We start from the raw sequence: 19062 nt of genomic DNA on the forward strand, positions 1-19062 counted from the left end.
TCTGAATGTTCCGGTTCCTCGGAAAACTGGCAGCCCCAGCGATCTCGCTGGGGCTGTTTGCTTCTTGCGCCAGCCCAGCGCCGGTGCCCGCGCAGGCTGACAAGGGTGCCACCCTGCAGGCGGCGGAACGGCCCAGTCCGGTAACGGATGCTCCCTGGCTGATGGCGACCGCCAGCGTGACGGATATTGACCGCACGGCGCGTTTCTTTCGCGAGATCGGCGGCTACGAAACCTTGTGGGAAGGCGCGCTCGACCCGCGCGAGATTGCGGCGCTCAATCTGCCGGAAGGCGCCTCGGCAGCGGGCGTGATCCTTGCCGCGCCTGGCGCGCAGCATGGCTGGGTAAGGCTGGTGCGGTTTGACGATGCTGGCCGCAAGGAACCCACCCGTCCGGGCGCCCGCGCCTGGGACACCGGTTGCTTCTGGTCGCTCATGGTACGCGCAGATGGGCTGGACAGCATTTATGACGACGCCGTCGCCATGGGATGGTGGACGCAGACGCCCGTTGCGAATCTGGACTTTGGCGGCTCGGTTCTGAAAGTCGTCGTCTTTCAGGGGCCGGATGGTTTGCAGGTGCAGGCCTATGAGCGGCTGTCACCGCCATTGCCGGAAGCGTTCGGTTCCTTCGACAGGATCAGCCAGCCCTTCAACATCATGCAGATGACGAGGGACCGTGAAGCGGCCCGCCTTCTGATGGAGGATGTTCTGGGCTTTGGCCGCTACTGGTACGGCCCGCCCCATGTCGATGCTCAGCCGACGGACATGCCGCTTGGCATTCCTCGCAATCTTACGACCACCGTGCCCTATGCCGCTGGAATATTCGAGCCGGTGCAGGGCGAGTTTGGCCGGATGGAATATATCGAGATTGATGGCCTGGAGGGGTTTGATCATGCGCCCCGGTGCCATGCGCCAAATCTCGGCTGGTTGTCTGTAACCTATCCCGTGCCGGATGCCGGCGCCGCGCAGGCTGCCATCGCGGGCAGGGGCTGGCCCATCGAAACGGCGGCAACCGGAATGACGCGCGGCCCCTTCGGTGATGTTCAGGTCGTCTCGATCCGCTCGCCCGAGGGCGCCTGGATCGAGTTTCAGGGACCGCTTCTGCCCGCCAACGAATAACCCTCCAAAAAATGACTCCCTTAACTGAAACAGCCCCGGCATCGCTGCCGGGGCTGTCTTTATTTCAGCACTGTGTCTGATGGCGTCGGCCAGATCAGGCGTCGGTGCGTTCTTTGAAACGGCGCGAGCGCGCTGATCCGTTACTGGAGCGTTGCGCTTGCTGGCCGGAGGTCTGCTGTGCGCCTCCATGGCCGCCCTTGCGGTGGGGTTTGCCGCCGTGCGGGTTTGCCTTACGCTCACCCTGCGGACCGCCCTGGCGGCCGCCGTTGCGGCCACCATTGCCGTTGCCATTGCGGTTGCCCTGCGGCTTGCCGGGGCGGCGGATCGGCTCATCCGGCAGCACTTCGCCTTTCGGGGCAAGGCGCAGACCGGTCAGCTTCTCGATGGCCCGCAGCGTTGGGCGCTCATCCTTCGAACAGAAAGAAATGGCCACACCGGAATTGCCGGCGCGGGCCGTGCGGCCGATGCGGTGCACGAACTGTTCGGGTACATCCGGCAGGTCATAGTTGATCACATGGGTGAGGCCATCGACGTGAATGCCGCGGGCCGCAATGTCGGTCGCAACCAGGATTGGCACGCGCCCGGCCTTGAAGGCGTCCAGCGCTTTCTGGCGCTGGGCCTGGCTTTTGTTGCCGTGAATGGCCACGGCGTCGATGTCGGCCTTGGCCAGGCGTTTCACCACGCCGTCTGCGCCATGCTTGGTGCGGGTAAAGACGATTGCCGAGCGCAGTGCCGGATCACGGATCTTTTCGACCAGCAGGGAGAGCTTTTCAGCCTGCTCGACGAAACAGATCTGCTGCTCGATACGGCCGGCGGTCGTGGCCGGCGGGGTGACGGAAACCTCTGCCGGATTGCGCAGGAAGGTCGCGGCCAGAGATTCGACGGCTTTCGGCATGGTGGCCGAGAAGAACAGCGTCTGACGTTTGGAAGGCACGTTCTTGGCAATGGCGCGCAGGGCGTGGATGAAGCCAAGGTCCAGCATCTGGTCCGCTTCGTCGAGGATAAGGGTTTCCACCTTGTCGAGCGATACAGCGCGCTGTTCCATCAGGTCGATCAGGCGGCCAGGGGTGGCCACCAGCACATGCGCGCCGCGCTCCAGCTGGCGGATCTGGCCGCCGATCTTGGCGCCGCCGCAGACCATCACGATACGGAGGTTCAACCCCGCGCCATAGGTCTCGAAGGATTTGGCGATCTGGCCAGCTAGCTCGCGGGTGGGGGCCAGCACAAGAACGCGCGTGCCCCGCACGGGCGCCGGGCCGGCATTGCGGCTGAGGCGGTCAAGGATCGGCGCGGCGAAGGCCAGCGTCTTGCCGGTGCCGGTCTGGGCAAGGCCAACAATGTCGCGGCCCTGAATGACGAGCGGGATGGATTGGGCTTGAATGGGGGTCGGCGCGGTATAGCCAGCTTTGGTCAGCGCCGTGAGGATCCGGCCGGTAAGGCCGAGAGATTGGAAATCGGACATGAAGTCTTTCGTCAGAAAGCCGCCGGAACTGCACAGGTGGCAGCCAGCGTGGGGGGCAATTAACGGCCCGGCGTGATTCAGGACGTGGGGTGAATTGTCTCTAAGGAAGGGTCTGGAACGTTTCAGATTGCTCTGACTTGCTCGCTCACGCAGACCCGACCAGGCAGCTTTGCCGCCTTAACAAGCGGCCCTATGCGCCTCTTATGCCCGGAAGTCAAACGAAGTTCCCAGCATCTGGGCGGCGCCTGCCTGGAATGTCTCATGCCGGCACAGATGGAGCCTCCGGTGTTCAGGCCTCGGAGGGCACCGCGGCATTATAGGCCCGCCAGCATTTCTGCCCTCGCTCGTTATAGACGCCCATCGCGTCCACCATTTCCAGGAACAGTTTCTGATTGCCAAGTTCCGGGGGCAGCAGCGGATCGAAGTTGATCGCCCGGATCACGGCCTGGCCGGTCAGCAGGGTTTCCCGCGCCGCATCCGCCAGGCTGAGGCGGGGGAGGCGCTCAAGGCTTTCCGTCATGGCACGGAGGGCGGCCTGATAGGATTGTTCCAGGTCTGCCGCAGACCAGAGCCCGGCCCAGTCCTGCAGGCCTGGCGCCGTCATTTCGGTAACCCGCAGAATCGGCATGGTTTCGTCAGCGCCGATGCCGGCAAGGTCCTGCTGGTGATCGGGTAGGGCGCGGGCGAGGTTTGCCGGACGCACCCAGAGGCCCGCCTCGGCCGCCTGATACCCGAACAGGGCAAGCGCCCGTTCCCGGTTGCGCAGCTGCTTGCGGTCCCGCCGGCCCAGCGGATGGGTCATCGCCACCAGCCAGTCGCCATTCCAGGGCACCATCTTGCCCGCCACATCCCGCCATTGCTGCACCCGCCGGGTCAGCGCCTGCGCCCTGGGGCCGGGCACATAGAGGCCGCGCTCGGGGCTTTCCAGCAGGCCTTCTTTCAGCAGCCGCGTGGCCGCGACCCGTATGGTGGCCGGTTCGATGCCAAACAACGCGCCGGCATGGATCAGCCCGGCAATCATCTGCCGGCCGGTGCCAATGCTGGCGATCAGCGACAGGATCAGTGCGCGGGCCGACAGCGCCTCCGGGGGCAGGGGCGCAAAATGATACGAGAATTGACTCATTGCGTCATTTTAGGTAATAAGTGTTTCAGAACACATAATGGGAGGCAGTGCATGCAGTCTTTAGCCAAGATTTCCGACGTCCTGTCAAAAGACGACCTGAATACCCTGCGGCAGAAATCTGACCTGAAGGCGGCGGCCACGCTGGTCTGGAACTGGGGGCTGATCGTGGCGGCATTTGCCATCGCCATCGTCTGGCCAAACCCGTTCACGATCCTCCTGGGCATCCTCATCCTGGGCGGGCGCCAGTTGGGCCTCGGCATCATCAATCATGACTGCGCCCACCACGCCTTCTTCAAGAGCAAGGCGGTGGACGAGTTTGTCGGCCACTGGATCGTGGGTGCGCCGATGAACATTTCGCTGGCCGCTTACCGCGCCTACCATCTGAAGCATCACCAGCATGCGGGCACGCCGGAAGATCCCGACATCATCTTTGTAAAGAACTATCCGGTGCCGGCCGAAAGCCTGCGCCGCAAATTCGTGCGCGATCTCACCGGTCAGACGGGATACCGCGATACGCTGCGCAAGATCCGCAGTTTCAAGCTGTCGCGGAACTGGCCGTGGCTTGCGTTTCATGTGTTGCTGCTCGGCACGCTGACGCTGGCAGGGGCGCCCTGGGCGTATCTGATGTGGTGGGCGGCGGAGATTTTCGTTTATCCGGCCATCGTGCGCCTGCGCCAGATTGGCGAGCATGGCACCGCGCTGGACCGCACCAGCCGCGACGCGCGCCTGAATACCGGCACCACGCTCGCCCCCTTCTGGCAGCGCGTATTCGTGGCGCCCAACAATGTGAACTTCCATCTGGAGCATCACCTCTTCGCGCACATCCCGCCCTATAATTTGCGCAAGCTGCACACGCTGCTGGCCGCGCGCGGCTATTATGAGGGCGTCGATTGCCTCTCGCGGGACTATTTCGACGTGATCCGCCGCGCCGTTCGCAAGGATGACGCGGGCGCGATGGTCGCGGCCGAATAGGGCGCAGGGCCGGGGCGAGCGACTGTTTTCCGTAATCGCTTCTAAAGCTTGACCCCATTTGATACCGGTGTCATTTTTGCCCTCGACGCGGCACTTCAGACCGCGCTGAGGCAGACGGCGCATGGCGGACCGGAACATATATTTGAACCGCCGCAGCGTACTCGCGGCCATGGGCAGCGCCGGGCTGGCGCTGGCGGCGCGGGCCGGCGGCGGGGAAGATCCGGTCGTGCTGACTTCCAATGGCCCCGTTTCAGGCGCTCATGAAGGCGGCGTGGCCGTGTTTCGCGGGATCCGGTATGGCGCCGATACGGCCCTCACACGGTTTGCAAAGCCCCGGCAGCCGGAGCCCTGGAAAGAGGCCCTGCGCGCCGTTGACTATGGCGCGGCCGCGCCTCAGCGGGGCAATGAACCAAATCAGTCTGAGGACTGTCTTTTCCTGAATGTGTGGACACCGGAAGCCCGGAGCGGGGCGCAGCGCCCGGTGATGGTCTACATTCATGGGGGCGCGTATAACGCCGGCTCGGGCTCCGACGAGCTTTATGATGGCGCCCGGTTGGCCGCCCACGGGGATGTGGTGGTCATCACGATCAATCATCGCCTGAACGCTTTCGGCTATCTTTCTCTCGGAAAGCTGATGCCCGAGGCCTTTCCGGATTCCGGGAATGCCGGGCAGTGGGATATAATTGCGGCGCTGGAATGGGTGCGTGCCAATGCCGAGGCGTTTGGGGGCGATCCAGCCCGGGTCATGGTGTTCGGTCAATCCGGAGGCGGAGCAAAAATTGCAACCCTCATGGCCGCACCGGCCGCCAGGGGATTATTCCATTCCGCCGCGACAATGAGCGGCCAACAGGTCACGGCTTCCGGTCCGATCAATGCCAGGAAGCGCGCCGAAGCCTTTCTTGCGCGGCTGGGCATTGTTCCGGGCGATGTGGCAGCGCTGCGCGCGATTGCCCCGGAAAAGCTTGTGGAAGCGCTGGGCACGGAAGATCCGGTCAACAGCGAGTTCTCGGTGTATTTTGGCCCCGTTCTGGATGGGCGTCTGTTGACCCGTCATCCCTTCTGGCCGGATGCGCCGGCCCAATCGGCCGCCATTCCCATGATTCTCGGCAACACTCATGACGAAACACGAAACCTGATCGGACGGAGCCAGCCGGAATATTTCGAGTTGAGTTGGGACGATCTGCCTGCGGCCCTCACCCGTCACATGCGATGCGATATCGATGCCGATGAGGTGGTGCAGGCGTATCGGGGGTTTTATCCGGAGTATACGCCGGCGGACGTTTTCTTTGCGGCGGCGACCGCTGCGCGCTCCTGGCGCGGGCAGGTGGAGGAGGCAGATGCCAGGGCGCGTGAAGGCAGCCCGACCTGGGTTTACCGGTTTGACCTGCCCTGGACGGCGGATGACGAGAGATGGGGCGCGCCGCATGCCGTGGATATCGGCTATGCTTTCCTCAATCTGGACCGGCAGGGCGCCATGCCGGGAAAAGCGCCGTCCGCTCAAGCGATTTCCCGGCAGTTGGCCGGTGCATTCATCTCGCTCGCCCGCGATGGAAACCCCAATCATGCGGGCCTGCCGCACTGGCCGGGACATACCCTGCCGGATCGCGCCACACTGATCCTCGGCGATACTGTTCGCGTTGAGGAGGACCCCCGGGGGCAGGAAAGAGCCCTTTTTGCCAAGGTGCCCTTCATCCAGTGGGGCACCTGATCCAGCCGCCGAGCGCGGGCGCGCGGCACATCTCCCCTAACGTCTTGCAAATGGAAAACGCCGGCAGCCCTGAGAGCTGCCGGCGTTTCTTTTTCAGGTCCCGATGATGTGACGAAAGGGAGGAAACATCACATCATCCAGGGCCTGGCAATCAGTACCGGTAGCGGAACCCGATCAGGTATTCCGTGCCCGTATGATGGTAGACGTTTACAAGATCACCGGCATCGAAGACCTGCTGCTCGAATTCGTCCGTAAGGTTGATGGCCTCAAACGTGATATCGAAATTGTCGTTCAGCTTGTAGGACGACGAGAAGTCGATGTTTGTGGTCGAACTATACCCTTGCTCGTCACGGCCCGCCGCTGTGGGCGCCACGGTTTGATACGCATCGCGGTAGGCGGCGGAGATACGCGCCGACAGCCGGCCTTTCTCATAGTAAAGGGTGGCGTTGTAGGCGTTGGGCGAGAAACCCCGGATCTCATCGGAGTCGACATAGGTGTAGTTGCCCTGGAAGCCGAACCCGTCGAAGGGCGCGGGCAGGAAGGAGAAGGGCTGCTGATAGGTCAGCTCAAATCCCTTGACGCTGGCCGAGCCGCCATTTTCCACAGCGCGGATTTCCACGAGGGGATCCTGCCCCGCATCAAGCAGGTTACGCAGCGGGCTGGAGGCCGGCGGCAGGCTGGCCGGAAGGCCGGACTGGCTGTAGGGCACTTCAATCGTCGAGGCGCGGGTGAAGAAGCTGTCAACGTCCTTGTAGAACAAGCTCAGCGCAATCAGCGATTCGTCCTGGAAATACCATTCGAAAGAGGCGTCATACGTGGTTGCCCGGAACGGATCGAGGGCAGGGTTGCCTGAGTTGTAACGGAACGCAGGACCATTGAAGCTGTCCAGTGCGCCGCCAGGTGTCAGGTTGCCCAGGGATGGGCGCGCCATCACCTTTGCGGCCGCTAGACGAATGAAGAAGTCGTCCCGCATTTCAAATGTGACGTTTGCCGAAGGCAGCGTGTCCTCATAGCTGCGCTCGACGGTCACGCTGGTGCCGCTGACCTGGCCTGTGGAGGTCGTGGTGGTTTCAACATACCGTACACCAACATTTCCGCGAACCGGGATGCGGCCAAGCTGCGTGTTGAAATCCAGTTGGAGGAAGCCGCCAAGATCTTCTTCCTCAACCCTGCGGTCGTTGCCAGCCTGCAGAACGCCCGGAATGCCATAGGCGCCGATCAGGGCGGCGGCGGCATGTACGTCTGCGGTAATCCAGCGGGTATCGATTCCGCCGGGCGCACCAAGTCCGCTGCCGAATCCGCTGACATATTTGAGAATGTCTGCCGTGACCGGAAGGCCTGTGGCCCCAGCGGGGCAGCTAACGCCCGGAAGGGTGCAGACGAGGGATCCGAACGTGGACTCCCGTCTGTACTCCGTTGTCCGGAATTCGAACTGCTTGAGGCTGGCGCCGCCGCTGACCGTCAGCGAGTCGTTGAGATCATAGGCGAGCGATCCGGCAACCGTCTGGAACGTGTTGTCGACATATTGAGGCCGGTCCCGGAACTCCGTGAATGCAAATTGCGACGGGTCGGTAACGTCCAGAGATCCGTAGTCGATGAAGGGTGTGTTTCCATTGCCCCGGAAGTCATAGGTGAAGCCCGTCACCGGCCCAACCGCGTCCAGCAAAATGGTCGTCTGCACCGGGTTGTCGAACTCCGATACCACGCGGCCTGCCAGAAGATTGCCGCGCAGGCGGTCTGTGAATTCATGATCCACATCAACCGTATACTGCGTAAGCGTCGTCTGCAGTTCGTCGAAACGGTTTTCCGACCGGATCGGATGTGTTCCGTTCGGCAGTGGGCTGACATTGAACAGGCCATATTCAATGGTGTTGTTATCCGGGTTGATCGAGTAGTCGATCACCTGGAACCTGTTCTCCTGGCTGCGCATAAAAGTTTCGAGGTATGATTCCTCCCGTGTGCCCTCGAAGTCTGAGTGCAGCACATCCAGAGATACCGTCGTGGCATCCGTGGGGCGGAACTGAACCGATCCAGTAAGGCCGAGGCGTTCCTGTTCGTGAGTGAGGCGTCCATAGCGCGGAATGCGGGGATAGTAGACGCCGGAGTTTGTGTCGATCAGGGAGCATTCCGGCCCAGCCGGGCAGGCGGCGCCCCCAACAGAGGCAAAGTTGCCATCCTGCCAGCGAACGGTCGAGAAGCCTTCCTCCAGAATTGTGCGATCCGAATAGGCCATCGAGACGAGCGCGCCGAACGTGCCGCTTTCATTCTGCCAGGAAAGCAGGCCTGCATAGCGCGGGCTGGTTTCTTCTGACAGATCATTGAAGCCCAGTTGGGCGGACGCAGCGGCGGTCAGGCCTGCATCATAGTCAAAGGGACGCGCCGTACGCAGATCAACTGTGGCGCCCAGTGAGCCTTCTTCAATTGAGGCGGAGGTCGTCTTGGTAACCCGCAGCTCGTTGAACAGGTCTGACGCGAAGGTGTTGAAGTCAAAGCCCCGGCCACGGTTAGAGCCGCCCGAGGAGTCGGACGCGCCGCTGGTCGCGAGCGCTTCCATTCCATTGATCCGTATCCGTGTGAAATCGGCCCCGAGACCACGAACCGTGATCTGCCGGCCCTCGCCCCCCACACGGTCGATCGAGACGCCCGGAATGCGTTGCAGGGATTCTGCAAGGTTCAGGTCCGGAAAGTCGGCGATGTCCTCAGCGGCAATGATGTCGACGATGTTCGTCTCATTCTTCTTGACCGCAAGCGACTTCTGAAGGCTGTCGCGGAAACCCGTGACGACAACGGTTGCCTGCCGGCTCTCGCTCTCCTCGGCGTCCTGTTCCTGCGCAAGGGCAGGGGCGTTGCCTGCCAGAAAGCCGACAGCCGCCGCCCCCATGAGCAGCCGGAAATTAAAACTGTTCTGTTTGAAACGCATGTCTGGTCTCCTCCCCAGGATATCGTCGTTTCGATTGGCCTCTCCCTTCTTTGAGGGAGGTTCACGAATAATGCCACCGGTATCATTATATGTTTTGCCACCGGTGGCAATTTAAAAATTGGTCTTTAGTCCATGTTTTTGCCTGCTTTCCTGAGATTGCGGGAAACTCAACGCTTGACCGGCTGCGACGCCGGCAGTGTGGCCATGGGCCGGCATGGGAGCAATTTAAGATAGATTGTCTCCATGCCGTCGGCCTCTATAGAGGCGCCCTGCCCGGGGGCTGCGGCGTGAACGCCGGTAACAGCCCCCGTTGATACAAACATTCCCTTGCGAAGAGGAAGGCCTCTGGCGGCGGAAATTTCCAGCAATTGGCGCAGCGATTCGATCGGCCCTCCAGGGATCGAGGAGGCGTCGGCCCGGCCAGCTTCCCTGCCGTCGATCAGTGTCCGCATCTTCCAGTCGGCAGGTGATGCGTCCTTCCACCCCGGGATCTCCTGACCCAGAACGAGGCCGTTATTGTTGCCGAAATCGGATATCGTCACCAGTGGGCCGTGATCGTTTATGCCGGCATAGCAGCTTGAGGCGATTTCGGCGCCCAGATGCAGGGAACCCGCAATTTCAAAGGCTTCTTCGAGCGTCCAGTCGAGCTTTTCAGCCGGGGCGTCGTGCCCCATGGTGATAATGATCTCGCTTTCCACGGCGCCGAATCCGCCCTCAAAGACATAGCAGTCCACCGGGGCGCCCCGGGCATGGGAAATCTGCGAGCTGAAGATCGGGCCCGCGAGCCGGTCGGTGCCATAGGTTTTGTCCCAGGGGGGATTGATGCGCCCCACTTTCCAGCCAGCCAGAATGTCCGGCCAGAGGCTGATGGCGCGGCTTTGAATTGCGTAGGCCTCGGCCAATGTTTCAGGCATGCTGCCTGGATAGTCAGTGAGCGGTTGCGCCTGCAGGCGGGCGCGCACAAAGGAAATGGCGCGGGTGTCTGCCGCAGCGTGGTTGCTCACCTCGGTTGTATCTCCGTGCGCCATTCCCTTGACCCATATTATTTCCGGCAGCGCATTCCGCGCTTGCGGGTTTGTTTATTCATCCTTGCTCGGCCAGCTTGCTGGACAGATAAGGAAACCGGTGTCATACTTGCTTGAAAGTTCATTCTGTCAACTGGTTTCTCAATCGGGTTGGTGGGCAATATTGGGAAGGCGCCGGTTCAGAGCGCCGTCTGGAGGAGGATTTCATGGCCTTTCATTCTCGCAAGTCCGCACGCCGTGGCGCGATGCTTTTTGCGGTCGTTCTGGGCGGCTGCGCCGGATTTGGTATCGTGCCGCCGGTAAGCGCGGCCCCCGCTCAGACGGCGGCCGCCACCGCGCCGGCGCAGGCCTGGTTCCTCCCCGAGATCGACTGGTCGGCCTATACCGATGGCGGGCGCGGCGGAGAGATCGTGCGGGTGACCACGCTGGCAAGCGAAGGCCCTGGCAGTCTGCGGGAAGCCATCGGCAGACAAGGGGCACGTATCATCGTGTTCGAGGTGGGCGGCGTCATCGACCTTGAAAAGGAAACGATCGCCATCACGAATCCGGACATCACCATCGCCGGGCAGACGGCGCCCTCGCCGGGGATCACCCTGATCCGGGGCGGGTTTGATGTTAAGACGCATGATGTCATCATTCAGCATATCCGTATACGGCCGGGCGACAATGGGGAACCGCGCGGCTCAGGGTTCGCCGAAGACGCGATCTCGACGCTCAGCGCGCATAATCTTATCGTGGACCATTGCTCGCTGACCTGGGCCGTGGATGAAAACCTCTCTGCCTCCGGCCCCCGCTTCACCGGTAACACCCCCGACGAATGGCGGGCAGGAACCTCCCGCAATATCCTCTACAGCCACAATCTGATTGCCGAAGGGCTTGCCGATTCCACCCATCCCAAGTTTGAACATTCGAAGGGGTCTCTGATCCATGATAATGTCAACGGCATCCTGATCTATGGAAATCTGTACGCGCACAATTACGAGCGCAGCCCCCTGTTCAAGGGAGGCGTACACGGACAGATCGTCAACAACTTCATCTACGATCCTGGCCAGCGCGCCGTGCATTACAATCTGCAGGCGCTGGAATGGGGCAAGGTGCCCTTCGAAACTGGCAAGATGGATTTGATTGGCAATGTGATGCGGGCCGGTCAGTCTACTGCAGAGGGACTGCCGCTGGTGATGATTGGCGGAGATGGCGACCTGGCGCTTCATGCGCGCGACAACATTGCCGTCGATCGCTGGGGCAATCCGTTGCCGGAGCGCGGCCGCTACACAACAGGTGCAGCAAAGTTCGTGGACGCGCCAGAGGCCATGCCCCTGCCGGCGGGATTGCCGGTGATGCCCGCTGCCGCGGTCGAGCGGTTCGTGCTGGCCAATGCGGGCGCGCGTCCCTGGGACCGCGACAGCCATGATGTGCGCGTATTTGCAAACGCAGCCGAAGGGCGGGGCGAGATCATCGACAGCCAGTCGGATGTCGGCGGCTATCCTTCGGTTGAGCCGAGCTACCGGGCCTTCGATACGGCCCTCTGGGATCTCGATACCATGCTGCCTAAGTCTCCGGAGACCCTCGATTCGGGCGCCCGCAGCCGGGGCACCTGAGCGGCCGGAGGTGCGCGCCGCTTGCAAAATGTCCCCTGCCGGGCAAAAGAGGACATTCCATCCTCCAACAAGGGTTTCCGGTGAGCGATAAATCAAGACCTGACCTCGATGCTGAAATTGCGGCCGCAGTTCAGGAGGCCGCTGAATTCAAGCAGCAGGGGCGGGCTACAATCAACGATATCGCGCGTATAGCGAAGGTGTCGAAGAAGACCGTGTCGCGCGTCATTAATGACAGCCCGCTCGTCAAGCCGCGTACCCGCGAGGTGGTCAAGGCCATCATCGCGGAACTCGGCTACACACCAGACCCACAGGCGCGCGCGCTGGCGCTGCGCCGGTCCTTCCTGGTCGGTCTGGTCTATGACAATCCGAGCCCGCAATATGTCGTGAACATGCAGCGCGGGATTCTCGACGCGCTGGAGGAAACCGATTTCCAACTGGTCCTGCGCCCGGTCAGCCGGACGGACGCGCATTATCCCGGCCGCCTTCAGCAGTTCATTCAGCAGCACAAGCCCTTCGGCCTGATCCTGCCGCCTTCGGTGTCGGAGGATGAAGATCTGGCGCAGATGTTCCGGGACAATGATGTGGACTATGTGCGCATCGCATCGGGCATGCTGGATGAACCGTCACGGATGATCCTTACCCATGACAGCGAGGGCGCTGCGCAGGCAGCGCGCCATCTCTGCGCGTTGGGGCATACGGATATTGCGCATATCCATGGCCCGGAATCTTTCCGTTCTGCCCACGAACGGCGCAGCGGCTTTCAGCGCGGCCTGGCGGAAGCCGGCATTACGCTCAATCCGGAACTCACCGTGGAGGCGGGCTACACCTTCGACTCCGGCCTGCAGGCCATGGAGCGCCTGCTCTATGGAAAGCGCCGCCCCACGGCTGTGTTCGCTGGCAATGACGAAATGGCTACCGGCGCCTATGTGGCCGTTCGCAAGGCGGGGCTTCGCATTCCCGAAGATGTCTCGATCGTTGGCTTCGATGACACCCCCATCGCCGGCCGCCTCTGGCCAGCGCTCACGACCGTGCGTCTGCCAATCCGCGAAATGGGGCAGGCCGCCGCGCGGTTGCTGCTCAACCAGGCAGCCGGGATCGAGCCGAAAGAGGTGATCAGCTTCACGCCGGAAATCGTGGTGCGCGAGTCCACCGCCGCCCCGCCGCGCCGGGCGGGCTGACAGCGCGTTTCGGGAATTTCGAGACGATAACGGCTTGCAGCCGAGGGGGGCACCGGTTATGACACCGGTTACCAAATGATACGCCGCTAAGGAACCGCCTCATGAAAATCGCGCTCATCATTGAAAACAGCCAGGCAGCAAAAAGCAGCATCGTTCACGACGCTCTGAAAACGGTCGCAGAGCCGCTGGGCAATGAAGTGTTCCACTACGGCATGTATACGCCCGAAGACAAAGCCCATCTGACCTATCCGATGATCGGCATCCTCGCTGGCATCCTGATCAACTCGAAAGCCGCTGACTTCATTGTCACCGGCTGCGGCACGGGCATGGGCTCCAACCTCGCCTGCAATTCCATGCCGGGCATCTTCTGCGGCCTCGTCATCGACCCGACCGATGCTTACCTGTTCGGCCAGATCAATGACGGCAACGCCATCTCCATGCCCTACGCAAAAGGCTTCGGCTGGGCCGCTGAACTCAACCTGCAGGACTGTTACCGCAAGCTGTTCGAGGTCAAGCGCGGCGAAGGCTATCCGAAGGAGCGCGCCGCCGTCATGGCCAAGAATCGCGGTATCCTCAGTGATCTGAAGAAGGCTTCCTGCCACGACATGCTCACCGTGCTGAAGACGATTGATCAGGACCTCCTGAAAACCGCTATCTCGGGCGAAAAGTTCCAGGAATACTTCTTCGCCAACTCGCAGGACGCGGCAATGTCCGGCTATCTGAAGGGTGTGCTGGCATCCTGATCGCAGGCTTCCGGCGCACACAAACAAAGAAACTTTAGGGGAGGCTTTCGTGAACCTCAGCATGTTCAGCCTTGAAGGCAAGGCGGCCATCGTCACCGGCGCCAATACCGGCCTCGGTCAGGGCATTGCCGTGGCGCTGGCCGAGGCGGGTGCCAACCTCGCCCTGGTGGGCCGCTCCTCGCCGGATGAGACGGTTGAGCGGGTGCAGAAGGCCGGAGGCAAGGCGCATGTCATCATGGCCGACCTTGGCAGCATCGATCCGGTCGATACGATTGTCCGCGAGACCGTAGAGACGTTTGGCGGCGTTGATATTCTCGTCAACAATGCCGGCATCATCAAACGCAATGATGCCCTCGATTTTACCGTCGAGGAGTGGGACAGCGTGATGAACGTCAACCTGCGCAGCCTCTTCTTCCTAAGCCAGAAAGCCGCCCGCGCGATGATTGATGCGGGGACGGGCGGCAAGATCATCAATATTGCCTCCATGCTGTCTTATCAGGGCGGCGTCCGTGTGCCGTCCTACACCGCTTCCAAGAGCGGCGTGCTGGGGCTCACGCGCCTTCTTGCGAATGAATGGGCAGGCCGCGGCATCAATGTGAATGGCATTGCGCCGGGCTATTTTGCCACCAACAACACCGATGCCCTGCGCGCCGATGAAAAGCGCAACAGCGAGATTCTCGGGCGTATTCCGGCCGGCCGCTGGGGCCAGCCATCGGATCTTGCCGGCGCGGCCGTATTCCTTTCCTCGCGCGCATCTGATTATGTGCACGGAACAATCGTCGCCGTGGATGGCGGCTGGCTCGCGCGCTAGGCCGGGCCGGGGAGGAAAACAGCCATGGCTGCGCGCATCGTCTGTTTCGGTGAGCTTCTCCTGCGCCTGACAGCGCCGGGGGCGGAGCGTCTGCTTCAGTCCTGGTCGCTGGATGTGTGTGTCGGCGGGGCCGAGGCCAATGTCGGGGTCTCCCTCGCGGCCTTCGGGCATGATGTGCGCTTTGCCAGTGTCGTGGCAGACAATCCGCTTGGCGCGGCGGCCCTGGGCGAATTGCGCCGGCATGGCGTTCACACCGATACTGTTCTTTCCGCGCCGGGCCGGATGGGGCTTTACTTCCTTGAGCCGGGCGCCGTGCGCCGCCCCTCCCGCATCACCTATGACCGGGCCGGGTCAGCCTTTGCGGCCGCCGCGCCGGAAAGCCTTGATTGGTCCGGCATTCTTCCGGGGACGGCGCTGTTACATATCTCCGGCGTCACGCCGGCCATCGGTGCGAATGGCGCCGCTGCGGCTGTCCGCGCTGTAAAAGCCGCCGCCGCTGCGGGGGTGCCCGTTTCCTTTGACGGCAACTATCGCGCGTTGCTCTGGGAGGCATGGGATGGCGACGGCCCGGCGATTCTCAGGGAGATTCTCTCCTGCGCCACCTACGCCTTCATCAACGAGCGGGACATCGCACTGATCCTGAAATCGCGCTTCGAAGACCGCCAATCGGCATTTGAGGCGGCCTTCGAGGCGTTCCCGCGCCTTCAGGCGATTGCCGCCACCACCCGCCAGCAATCCTCCGTGGACGATCAGTCGATTGCCGGTGAACTCGTCACGCGGGCGGGCCGCTGGACCTCTCCGGTGCATGAACTGCCGGGGGTCATTGACCGGATCGGGGGCGGCGACGCCTTTGCCGCCGGCGCGCTACACGGCCTGATCGAGGGCAGGGACGGGCAGTACACAATTGATTTTGCCGTCGCGGCAGGGGCGCTGAAACATTCTATCCCCGGCGATTTCGGCCGCGTGACGGTCGCTGAAGTCGAAGCCGCGATGGCGGGCGAGAACCTTGATGTAAAACGCTGAGAACCAGCGCCGAAACAGTGTTGACACCGGTTACCATAACGCCAGTATGGAGCCACAAAGAAAACAGGCCGGCCGCAAAAGCCCGGCGCCCAACGGGGGCATGGAAACAGGCATGAGGAAGCCAGCTTCAGCGGATGTGCCAGCTTCGGCGGCCGCAAAAGGCATCAGCCGCCGGCTTGTGCTGGCGGCAGGCGCGGCTGCGGCCGGTCTCAGCGCCTGCGGCGTCCGGTCTGGCCGGGATTTCCTCTCAACTGATACGCACCCGGAAGAATATCCCACCGTCCAGGCGGTCAAGGAAATGGGCCGTCTTCTCAATGTGGGCACAGACGGGCGGCTCGGCATCAAGATCTATGCCGGCGGCCAGCTTGGCTCGGAACAGGATACGCTCGAGATCACCGTCTTCGGCGGCCTCGATCTTAACCGCGTGAACCTTGCCCCGCTCAATTCCATCGAGCCGCTGACGACGTTGCCTGCGCTGCCCTTCCTGTTCAAGTCCAACGCCCATATGCGCCGCGCGCTCGACAGTGCCATCGGCGACGAAATCCTTGCCTCGCTGGAGCCCCATGGCCTCATCGGCCTCTGCTTCTATGACAGCGGCGACCGCAACTTCTACAACACCCGCCGCCCCATTCGCACACCGGCAGACATGCGCGGCCTGAAGATCCGTGTGCCAGGATCAGACCTCTACGTCTCGATGATCCGCGCGCTCGGCGCTGACGCGACACCGATGAGCATCGCCGAAGTCTATCAGGCGCTCGTCCAGGGCGTCATCGATGGCGCGGAGAACAACTGGCCCTCCTACGAAAGCGGGCGCCATTTCGAGGCGGCAAGATATTACAGCCTCACCCAGCATGTCATTGCCCCGGAAGTCCTCGTCATGTCGAAATCCCGCTGGGACAAGCTGGACGAGGCCGACCGCGCGCTTGTGCGCCAGGCCGCCAAGGCGTCCGTGCCCTATATGCGCACCCTGTGGGATCAGCGTGTGGAGGAGTCCCGCGCGCGCCTGATGGCGTCGGGCATCGAGGTCAACGAGGTCGAGGACAAGGACGCCTTTGCTGCGGTCATGCGCCCGGTCTGGGATCGCTATATCGTATCGGAACGGGCCCAGCGCCTCGTCTCCCAGATCGAAGCGATGGGGGAGGGCAAATGATCCGTGTACTGTCAACCTTCACGCGCATCGCCGCTGACATGCTCCTCAAGGCCGCCGCATTCGGTCTCGTGCTGATGACGGTCATCGTCGGCTGGCAGGTTTTCGGCCGCTATGTGCTCAACTCCACGCCTTCCTGGTCAGAGCAGGCCGCGCTCACCCTGATGATCTGGTATGTCTCCCTCGCTGCGGCGGCCGGCGTCCGCCTGGGCTTTCACATCCGCATCGTGGCGCTCGAAGATGCTGTCTCGCCCCGCCTGCGCAGGGGGATGCAGGTTGTCTCCAACTCGCTCATCGGCGTCTGCGGCGTGGCCATGTTCGTCTGGGGCGGAGAGCTAGTCCTGCGCACCTGGAGCCATGTCGTCCCCTCCCTCGGTATCCCGCGCGGCCTCACCTATCTCGCCCTCCCGATCTCCGGCGCGCTGATGGCCCTGTTCGCTTTCGAGCAGGTGCTCGAGCGCCTCGGATTTCGCGCGCCAGAAACAATTCCGGACAAGGACGCCCCCTGATGGAACTGCTCATTCTCATGGGTGTGCTCGTCCTCCTGCTTGCCCTTGGCGTGCCGGTGGCCTTTTCGCTGCTGGGCGCGTCGATTGTGATATTCCTGGTGATGGATATTCCGCTCGTGGTCGTGTTCCAGCGCCTGGCGGGCGGCATCAGCGTCTTTTCCCTGATGGCCATTCCATTTTTTATCTTTGCGGGGGATCTGATGTATCGCTCCGGCATAGCCCAGCGCCTCGTTGAAGTCGCCGAGGCCATGCTCGGGCGCACGCGCGGGGGCCTCGGTCTCGTCAATGTCGGCGCCTCCACTATGTTCGGCGCGGTATCCGGCTCGGCCATCGCCAGCGCCTCGGCGATGGGATCAACGCTCATGCCGCTGATGAAGCAGAAAGGCTATGGCGCAGACTACGCCGTCAACGTCACTGTTTCAGCCGCCATTGTCGGGCTGCTTATTCCGCCCTCGCACAATATGATCATCTATTCGGCCGCTTCCGGTATCGGCGTGCCGATCGGAGACCTGTTCCTGGCCGGCGTCGTGCCGGGCATCGTCACGGCGGTAATCCTGATGGCGGTCACCTGGCTCGTGGCTGTCCGCCGGGGCTATCCCAGCGGCCAGTTTCCCGGCTGGGCCAGCTTCGTGCGCGCTATCCTGATTGCGGTGCCGGGCCTGATGGCCGCCGTCATCATCATGGGCGGCATCCTCTCGGGCATTTTCACCGCCACTGAATCTTCCGCCATTGCGGTCATCTACACGGTGCTCGTCGGGGCTTTTGTCTATCGCTCGCTGGGCTGGTCCCGCTTCGCGGACGCTGCCCAGCAATCGGTGAAGGTTACCGCCATGGTGCTGCTCATCATCGGCGCGGCCACCGCCTTCGGCTATGCGCTCGCCGTGCTGGAGGCGCCCGCCCAGCTCGCAGAACTCATCACGTCCATCACGCGCAATCCCCTCGCCATCCTGCTCATCATCAACATAACGTTGCTGGTTCTGGGCACGTTCATGGATATGTCACCGCTGATCGTCATTACCACGCCGATCCTCTTGCCTGTGGTGATGGAGGTGGGGGTCGATCCGGTCCATTTCGGCATCATCATGATGCTGAACCTCGGCATCGGGCTCGTAACGCCCCCGGTCGGCTCGGTGCTGTTCGTTGGCGCCGCGGTGGGCGGCATCAAGGTGGAAGATGCGGTCAAAACGATCTGGCCGTTCTATCTGGCGCTCATCGTGTCGCTGGTGCTCATCACCTATATCCCGGCCCTGTCGCTCTCCCTGCCACAGATGTTCAAATAGGAGGCAAGGCACATGATCCGGCTACTGACAGGATTGCCTCTCCTTGCCCTTCTGGCCGCCTGTGCAACGCTCGCGGCGGCACCGCAGCCTGGCCCGGCGCCCGCCATGGTTATCATTTCGGAAGAAGATGTTAGGGTGGAGGAGCCCCCGCCGCATGGCCGTATCGGCATGAGCACGGCCTGGCGCATATCCGACGCCGTGCCCATCCGCGCCTTCGAGTTCCGCAAACGGGCGCTCCACCCTGGCAGCGCTATCGGCATCCACCCGATCAATCATGACGAGATCTATTACGTGCTCTCCGGCGAGGGCGTTGTCCATTCCGACGGCGAGGAACAAACCCTCACGGCAGGCATGGCCGCTTATCTCTATACCGGCGCGCAGGTTGGCATCCGCCAGACCGGGCCAGAGCCGCTCGTTCTGATCATCGCGTATCCTCCAGGAGACTAGC

General features: G+C 62.4%; 16 protein-coding genes. 12 read left to right on the plus strand and 4 right to left on the minus strand.

All coding sequences use genetic code 11. The features are described 5' to 3' along the window. The first annotated feature begins 5 nt into the window (after window positions 1-5). Entirely contained in the window at window positions 6-1115 is a 1110-nt protein-coding gene (locus ACQKI2_RS04475; RefSeq protein WP_427378508.1) for a VOC family protein, read from the plus strand. A gap of 94 nt (window positions 1116-1209) precedes the next feature. Here the strand turns inward: ACQKI2_RS04475 and ACQKI2_RS04480 are convergent, their stop codons facing one another. Together ACQKI2_RS04480 and ACQKI2_RS04485 are read right to left on the minus strand one after the other, a co-directional pair. Then, window positions 1210-2577 (minus strand): DEAD/DEAH box helicase, encoded by a 1368-nt coding sequence (locus tag ACQKI2_RS04480; protein ID WP_427378509.1) that lies wholly within the window; start codon window positions 2575-2577, stop codon window positions 1210-1212. A gap of 289 nt (window positions 2578-2866) precedes the next feature. Next, window positions 2867-3700: a hypothetical protein gene (locus ACQKI2_RS04485; RefSeq protein WP_427378510.1), complete on the minus strand. Its 834-nt coding sequence runs from the start codon at window positions 3698-3700 to the stop codon at window positions 2867-2869. A 51-nt stretch (window positions 3701-3751) separates the two neighbouring features. Between ACQKI2_RS04485 and ACQKI2_RS04490 the strand changes: the two genes are divergently transcribed. Together ACQKI2_RS04490 and ACQKI2_RS04495 are read left to right on the plus strand one after the other, a co-directional pair. After that, window positions 3752-4672, plus strand: coding sequence for a fatty acid desaturase family protein (locus tag ACQKI2_RS04490; protein WP_427378511.1), 921 nt, complete (start codon window positions 3752-3754; stop codon window positions 4670-4672). 142 nt (window positions 4673-4814) lie between these two features. After that, a complete protein-coding gene (locus tag ACQKI2_RS04495) occupies window positions 4815-6380 on the plus strand; it encodes a carboxylesterase/lipase family protein (RefSeq protein WP_427378512.1) in 1566 nt (521 codons plus the stop codon). Window positions 6381-6531: 151 nt separating this feature from the next. Here ACQKI2_RS04495 and ACQKI2_RS04500 read toward each other — a convergent pair whose 3' ends face one another. Then, window positions 6532-9300 (minus strand): TonB-dependent receptor, encoded by a 2769-nt coding sequence (locus ACQKI2_RS04500; RefSeq protein ID WP_427378513.1) that lies wholly within the window; start codon window positions 9298-9300, stop codon window positions 6532-6534. Window positions 9301-9467: 167 nt separating this feature from the next. Continuing rightward, window positions 9468-10304 (minus strand): 2-keto-4-pentenoate hydratase, encoded by an 837-nt coding sequence (locus ACQKI2_RS04505; protein ID WP_427378514.1) that lies wholly within the window; start codon window positions 10302-10304, stop codon window positions 9468-9470. Between the two features lie 227 nt (window positions 10305-10531). On the opposite strand from ACQKI2_RS04505, the gene ACQKI2_RS04510 reads away from it, so the two are divergent. The 9 genes from ACQKI2_RS04510 to ACQKI2_RS04550 all read left to right on the plus strand — a co-directional run bounded on the left by ACQKI2_RS04510 (window position 10532) and on the right by ACQKI2_RS04550 (window position 19061). Continuing rightward, window positions 10532-11923, plus strand: a complete 1392-nt coding sequence (locus tag ACQKI2_RS04510; RefSeq protein ID WP_427378515.1) for a pectate lyase family protein — start codon at window positions 10532-10534, stop codon at window positions 11921-11923. An 80-nt stretch (window positions 11924-12003) separates the two neighbouring features. After that, window positions 12004-13101: a LacI family DNA-binding transcriptional regulator gene (locus ACQKI2_RS04515; RefSeq protein ID WP_427378516.1), complete on the plus strand. Its 1098-nt coding sequence runs from the start codon at window positions 12004-12006 to the stop codon at window positions 13099-13101. A gap of 101 nt (window positions 13102-13202) precedes the next feature. Continuing rightward, the gene (locus tag ACQKI2_RS04520) at window positions 13203-13844 is read left to right on the plus strand and encodes an RpiB/LacA/LacB family sugar-phosphate isomerase (RefSeq protein ID WP_427378517.1); all 642 of its coding nucleotides are present in this window, start codon (window positions 13203-13205) and stop codon (window positions 13842-13844) included. Window positions 13845-13905: 61 nt separating this feature from the next. Next, the gene (gene kduD / locus ACQKI2_RS04525) at window positions 13906-14655 is read left to right on the plus strand and encodes a 2-dehydro-3-deoxy-D-gluconate 5-dehydrogenase KduD (RefSeq protein WP_427378660.1); all 750 of its coding nucleotides are present in this window, start codon (window positions 13906-13908) and stop codon (window positions 14653-14655) included. Window positions 14656-14679: 24 nt separating this feature from the next. After that, window positions 14680-15678, plus strand: coding sequence for a sugar kinase (locus ACQKI2_RS04530; RefSeq protein ID WP_427378518.1), 999 nt, complete (start codon window positions 14680-14682; stop codon window positions 15676-15678). A gap of 112 nt (window positions 15679-15790) precedes the next feature. Beyond that, on the plus strand, window positions 15791-16828 hold the full coding sequence (locus tag ACQKI2_RS04535) for a TRAP transporter substrate-binding protein (protein ID WP_427378519.1): 1038 nt from the start codon (window positions 15791-15793) through the stop codon (window positions 16826-16828). Continuing rightward, complete coding sequence (locus ACQKI2_RS04540; protein ID WP_427378520.1) at window positions 16825-17334, plus strand: TRAP transporter small permease; 510 nt, start codon at window positions 16825-16827, stop codon at window positions 17332-17334. The genes ACQKI2_RS04535 and ACQKI2_RS04540 overlap by 4 nt, the downstream gene beginning before the upstream one ends. After that, window positions 17334-18614, plus strand: a complete 1281-nt coding sequence (locus ACQKI2_RS04545) for a TRAP transporter large permease (RefSeq protein ID WP_427378521.1) — start codon at window positions 17334-17336, stop codon at window positions 18612-18614. The genes ACQKI2_RS04540 and ACQKI2_RS04545 overlap by 1 nt, the downstream gene beginning before the upstream one ends. Window positions 18615-18626: 12 nt before the next feature. Then, the gene (locus ACQKI2_RS04550) at window positions 18627-19061 is read left to right on the plus strand and encodes a cupin domain-containing protein (protein ID WP_427378522.1); all 435 of its coding nucleotides are present in this window, start codon (window positions 18627-18629) and stop codon (window positions 19059-19061) included. The last annotated feature ends 1 nt before the right edge of the window (window position 19062 follow it).

This window comes from Hyphomonas sp. NPDC076881, assembly GCF_050269995.1.
In the GTDB taxonomy this organism is placed as follows: domain Bacteria; phylum Pseudomonadota; class Alphaproteobacteria; order Caulobacterales; family Hyphomonadaceae; genus Hyphomonas.

What these genes read in the sequence shown, in the direction of transcription:
- ACQKI2_RS04475 (WP_427378508.1), top strand. Translation starts at nt 6, where the DNA reads ATGTTCCGGTTCCTCGGAAAACTGGCAGCCCCAGCGATCTCGCTGGGG.
- ACQKI2_RS04480 (WP_427378509.1), bottom strand. Translation starts at nt 2,577, where the DNA reads ATGTCCGATTTCCAATCTCTCGGCCTTACCGGCCGGATCCTCACGGCG.
- ACQKI2_RS04485 (WP_427378510.1), bottom strand. Translation starts at nt 3,700, where the DNA reads ATGAGTCAATTCTCGTATCATTTTGCGCCCCTGCCCCCGGAGGCGCTG.
- ACQKI2_RS04490 (WP_427378511.1), top strand. Translation starts at nt 3,752, where the DNA reads ATGCAGTCTTTAGCCAAGATTTCCGACGTCCTGTCAAAAGACGACCTG.
- ACQKI2_RS04500 (WP_427378513.1), bottom strand. Translation starts at nt 9,300, where the DNA reads ATGCGTTTCAAACAGAACAGTTTTAATTTCCGGCTGCTCATGGGGGCG.
- ACQKI2_RS04510 (WP_427378515.1), top strand. Translation starts at nt 10,532, where the DNA reads ATGGCCTTTCATTCTCGCAAGTCCGCACGCCGTGGCGCGATGCTTTTT.
- ACQKI2_RS04520 (WP_427378517.1), top strand. Translation starts at nt 13,203, where the DNA reads ATGAAAATCGCGCTCATCATTGAAAACAGCCAGGCAGCAAAAAGCAGC.
- kduD (WP_427378660.1), top strand. Translation starts at nt 13,906, where the DNA reads ATGTTCAGCCTTGAAGGCAAGGCGGCCATCGTCACCGGCGCCAATACC.
- ACQKI2_RS04530 (WP_427378518.1), top strand. Translation starts at nt 14,680, where the DNA reads ATGGCTGCGCGCATCGTCTGTTTCGGTGAGCTTCTCCTGCGCCTGACA.
- ACQKI2_RS04535 (WP_427378519.1), top strand. Translation starts at nt 15,791, where the DNA reads ATGAGGAAGCCAGCTTCAGCGGATGTGCCAGCTTCGGCGGCCGCAAAA.
- ACQKI2_RS04540 (WP_427378520.1), top strand. Translation starts at nt 16,825, where the DNA reads ATGATCCGTGTACTGTCAACCTTCACGCGCATCGCCGCTGACATGCTC.
- ACQKI2_RS04545 (WP_427378521.1), top strand. Translation starts at nt 17,334, where the DNA reads ATGGAACTGCTCATTCTCATGGGTGTGCTCGTCCTCCTGCTTGCCCTT.
- ACQKI2_RS04550 (WP_427378522.1), top strand. Translation starts at nt 18,627, where the DNA reads ATGATCCGGCTACTGACAGGATTGCCTCTCCTTGCCCTTCTGGCCGCC.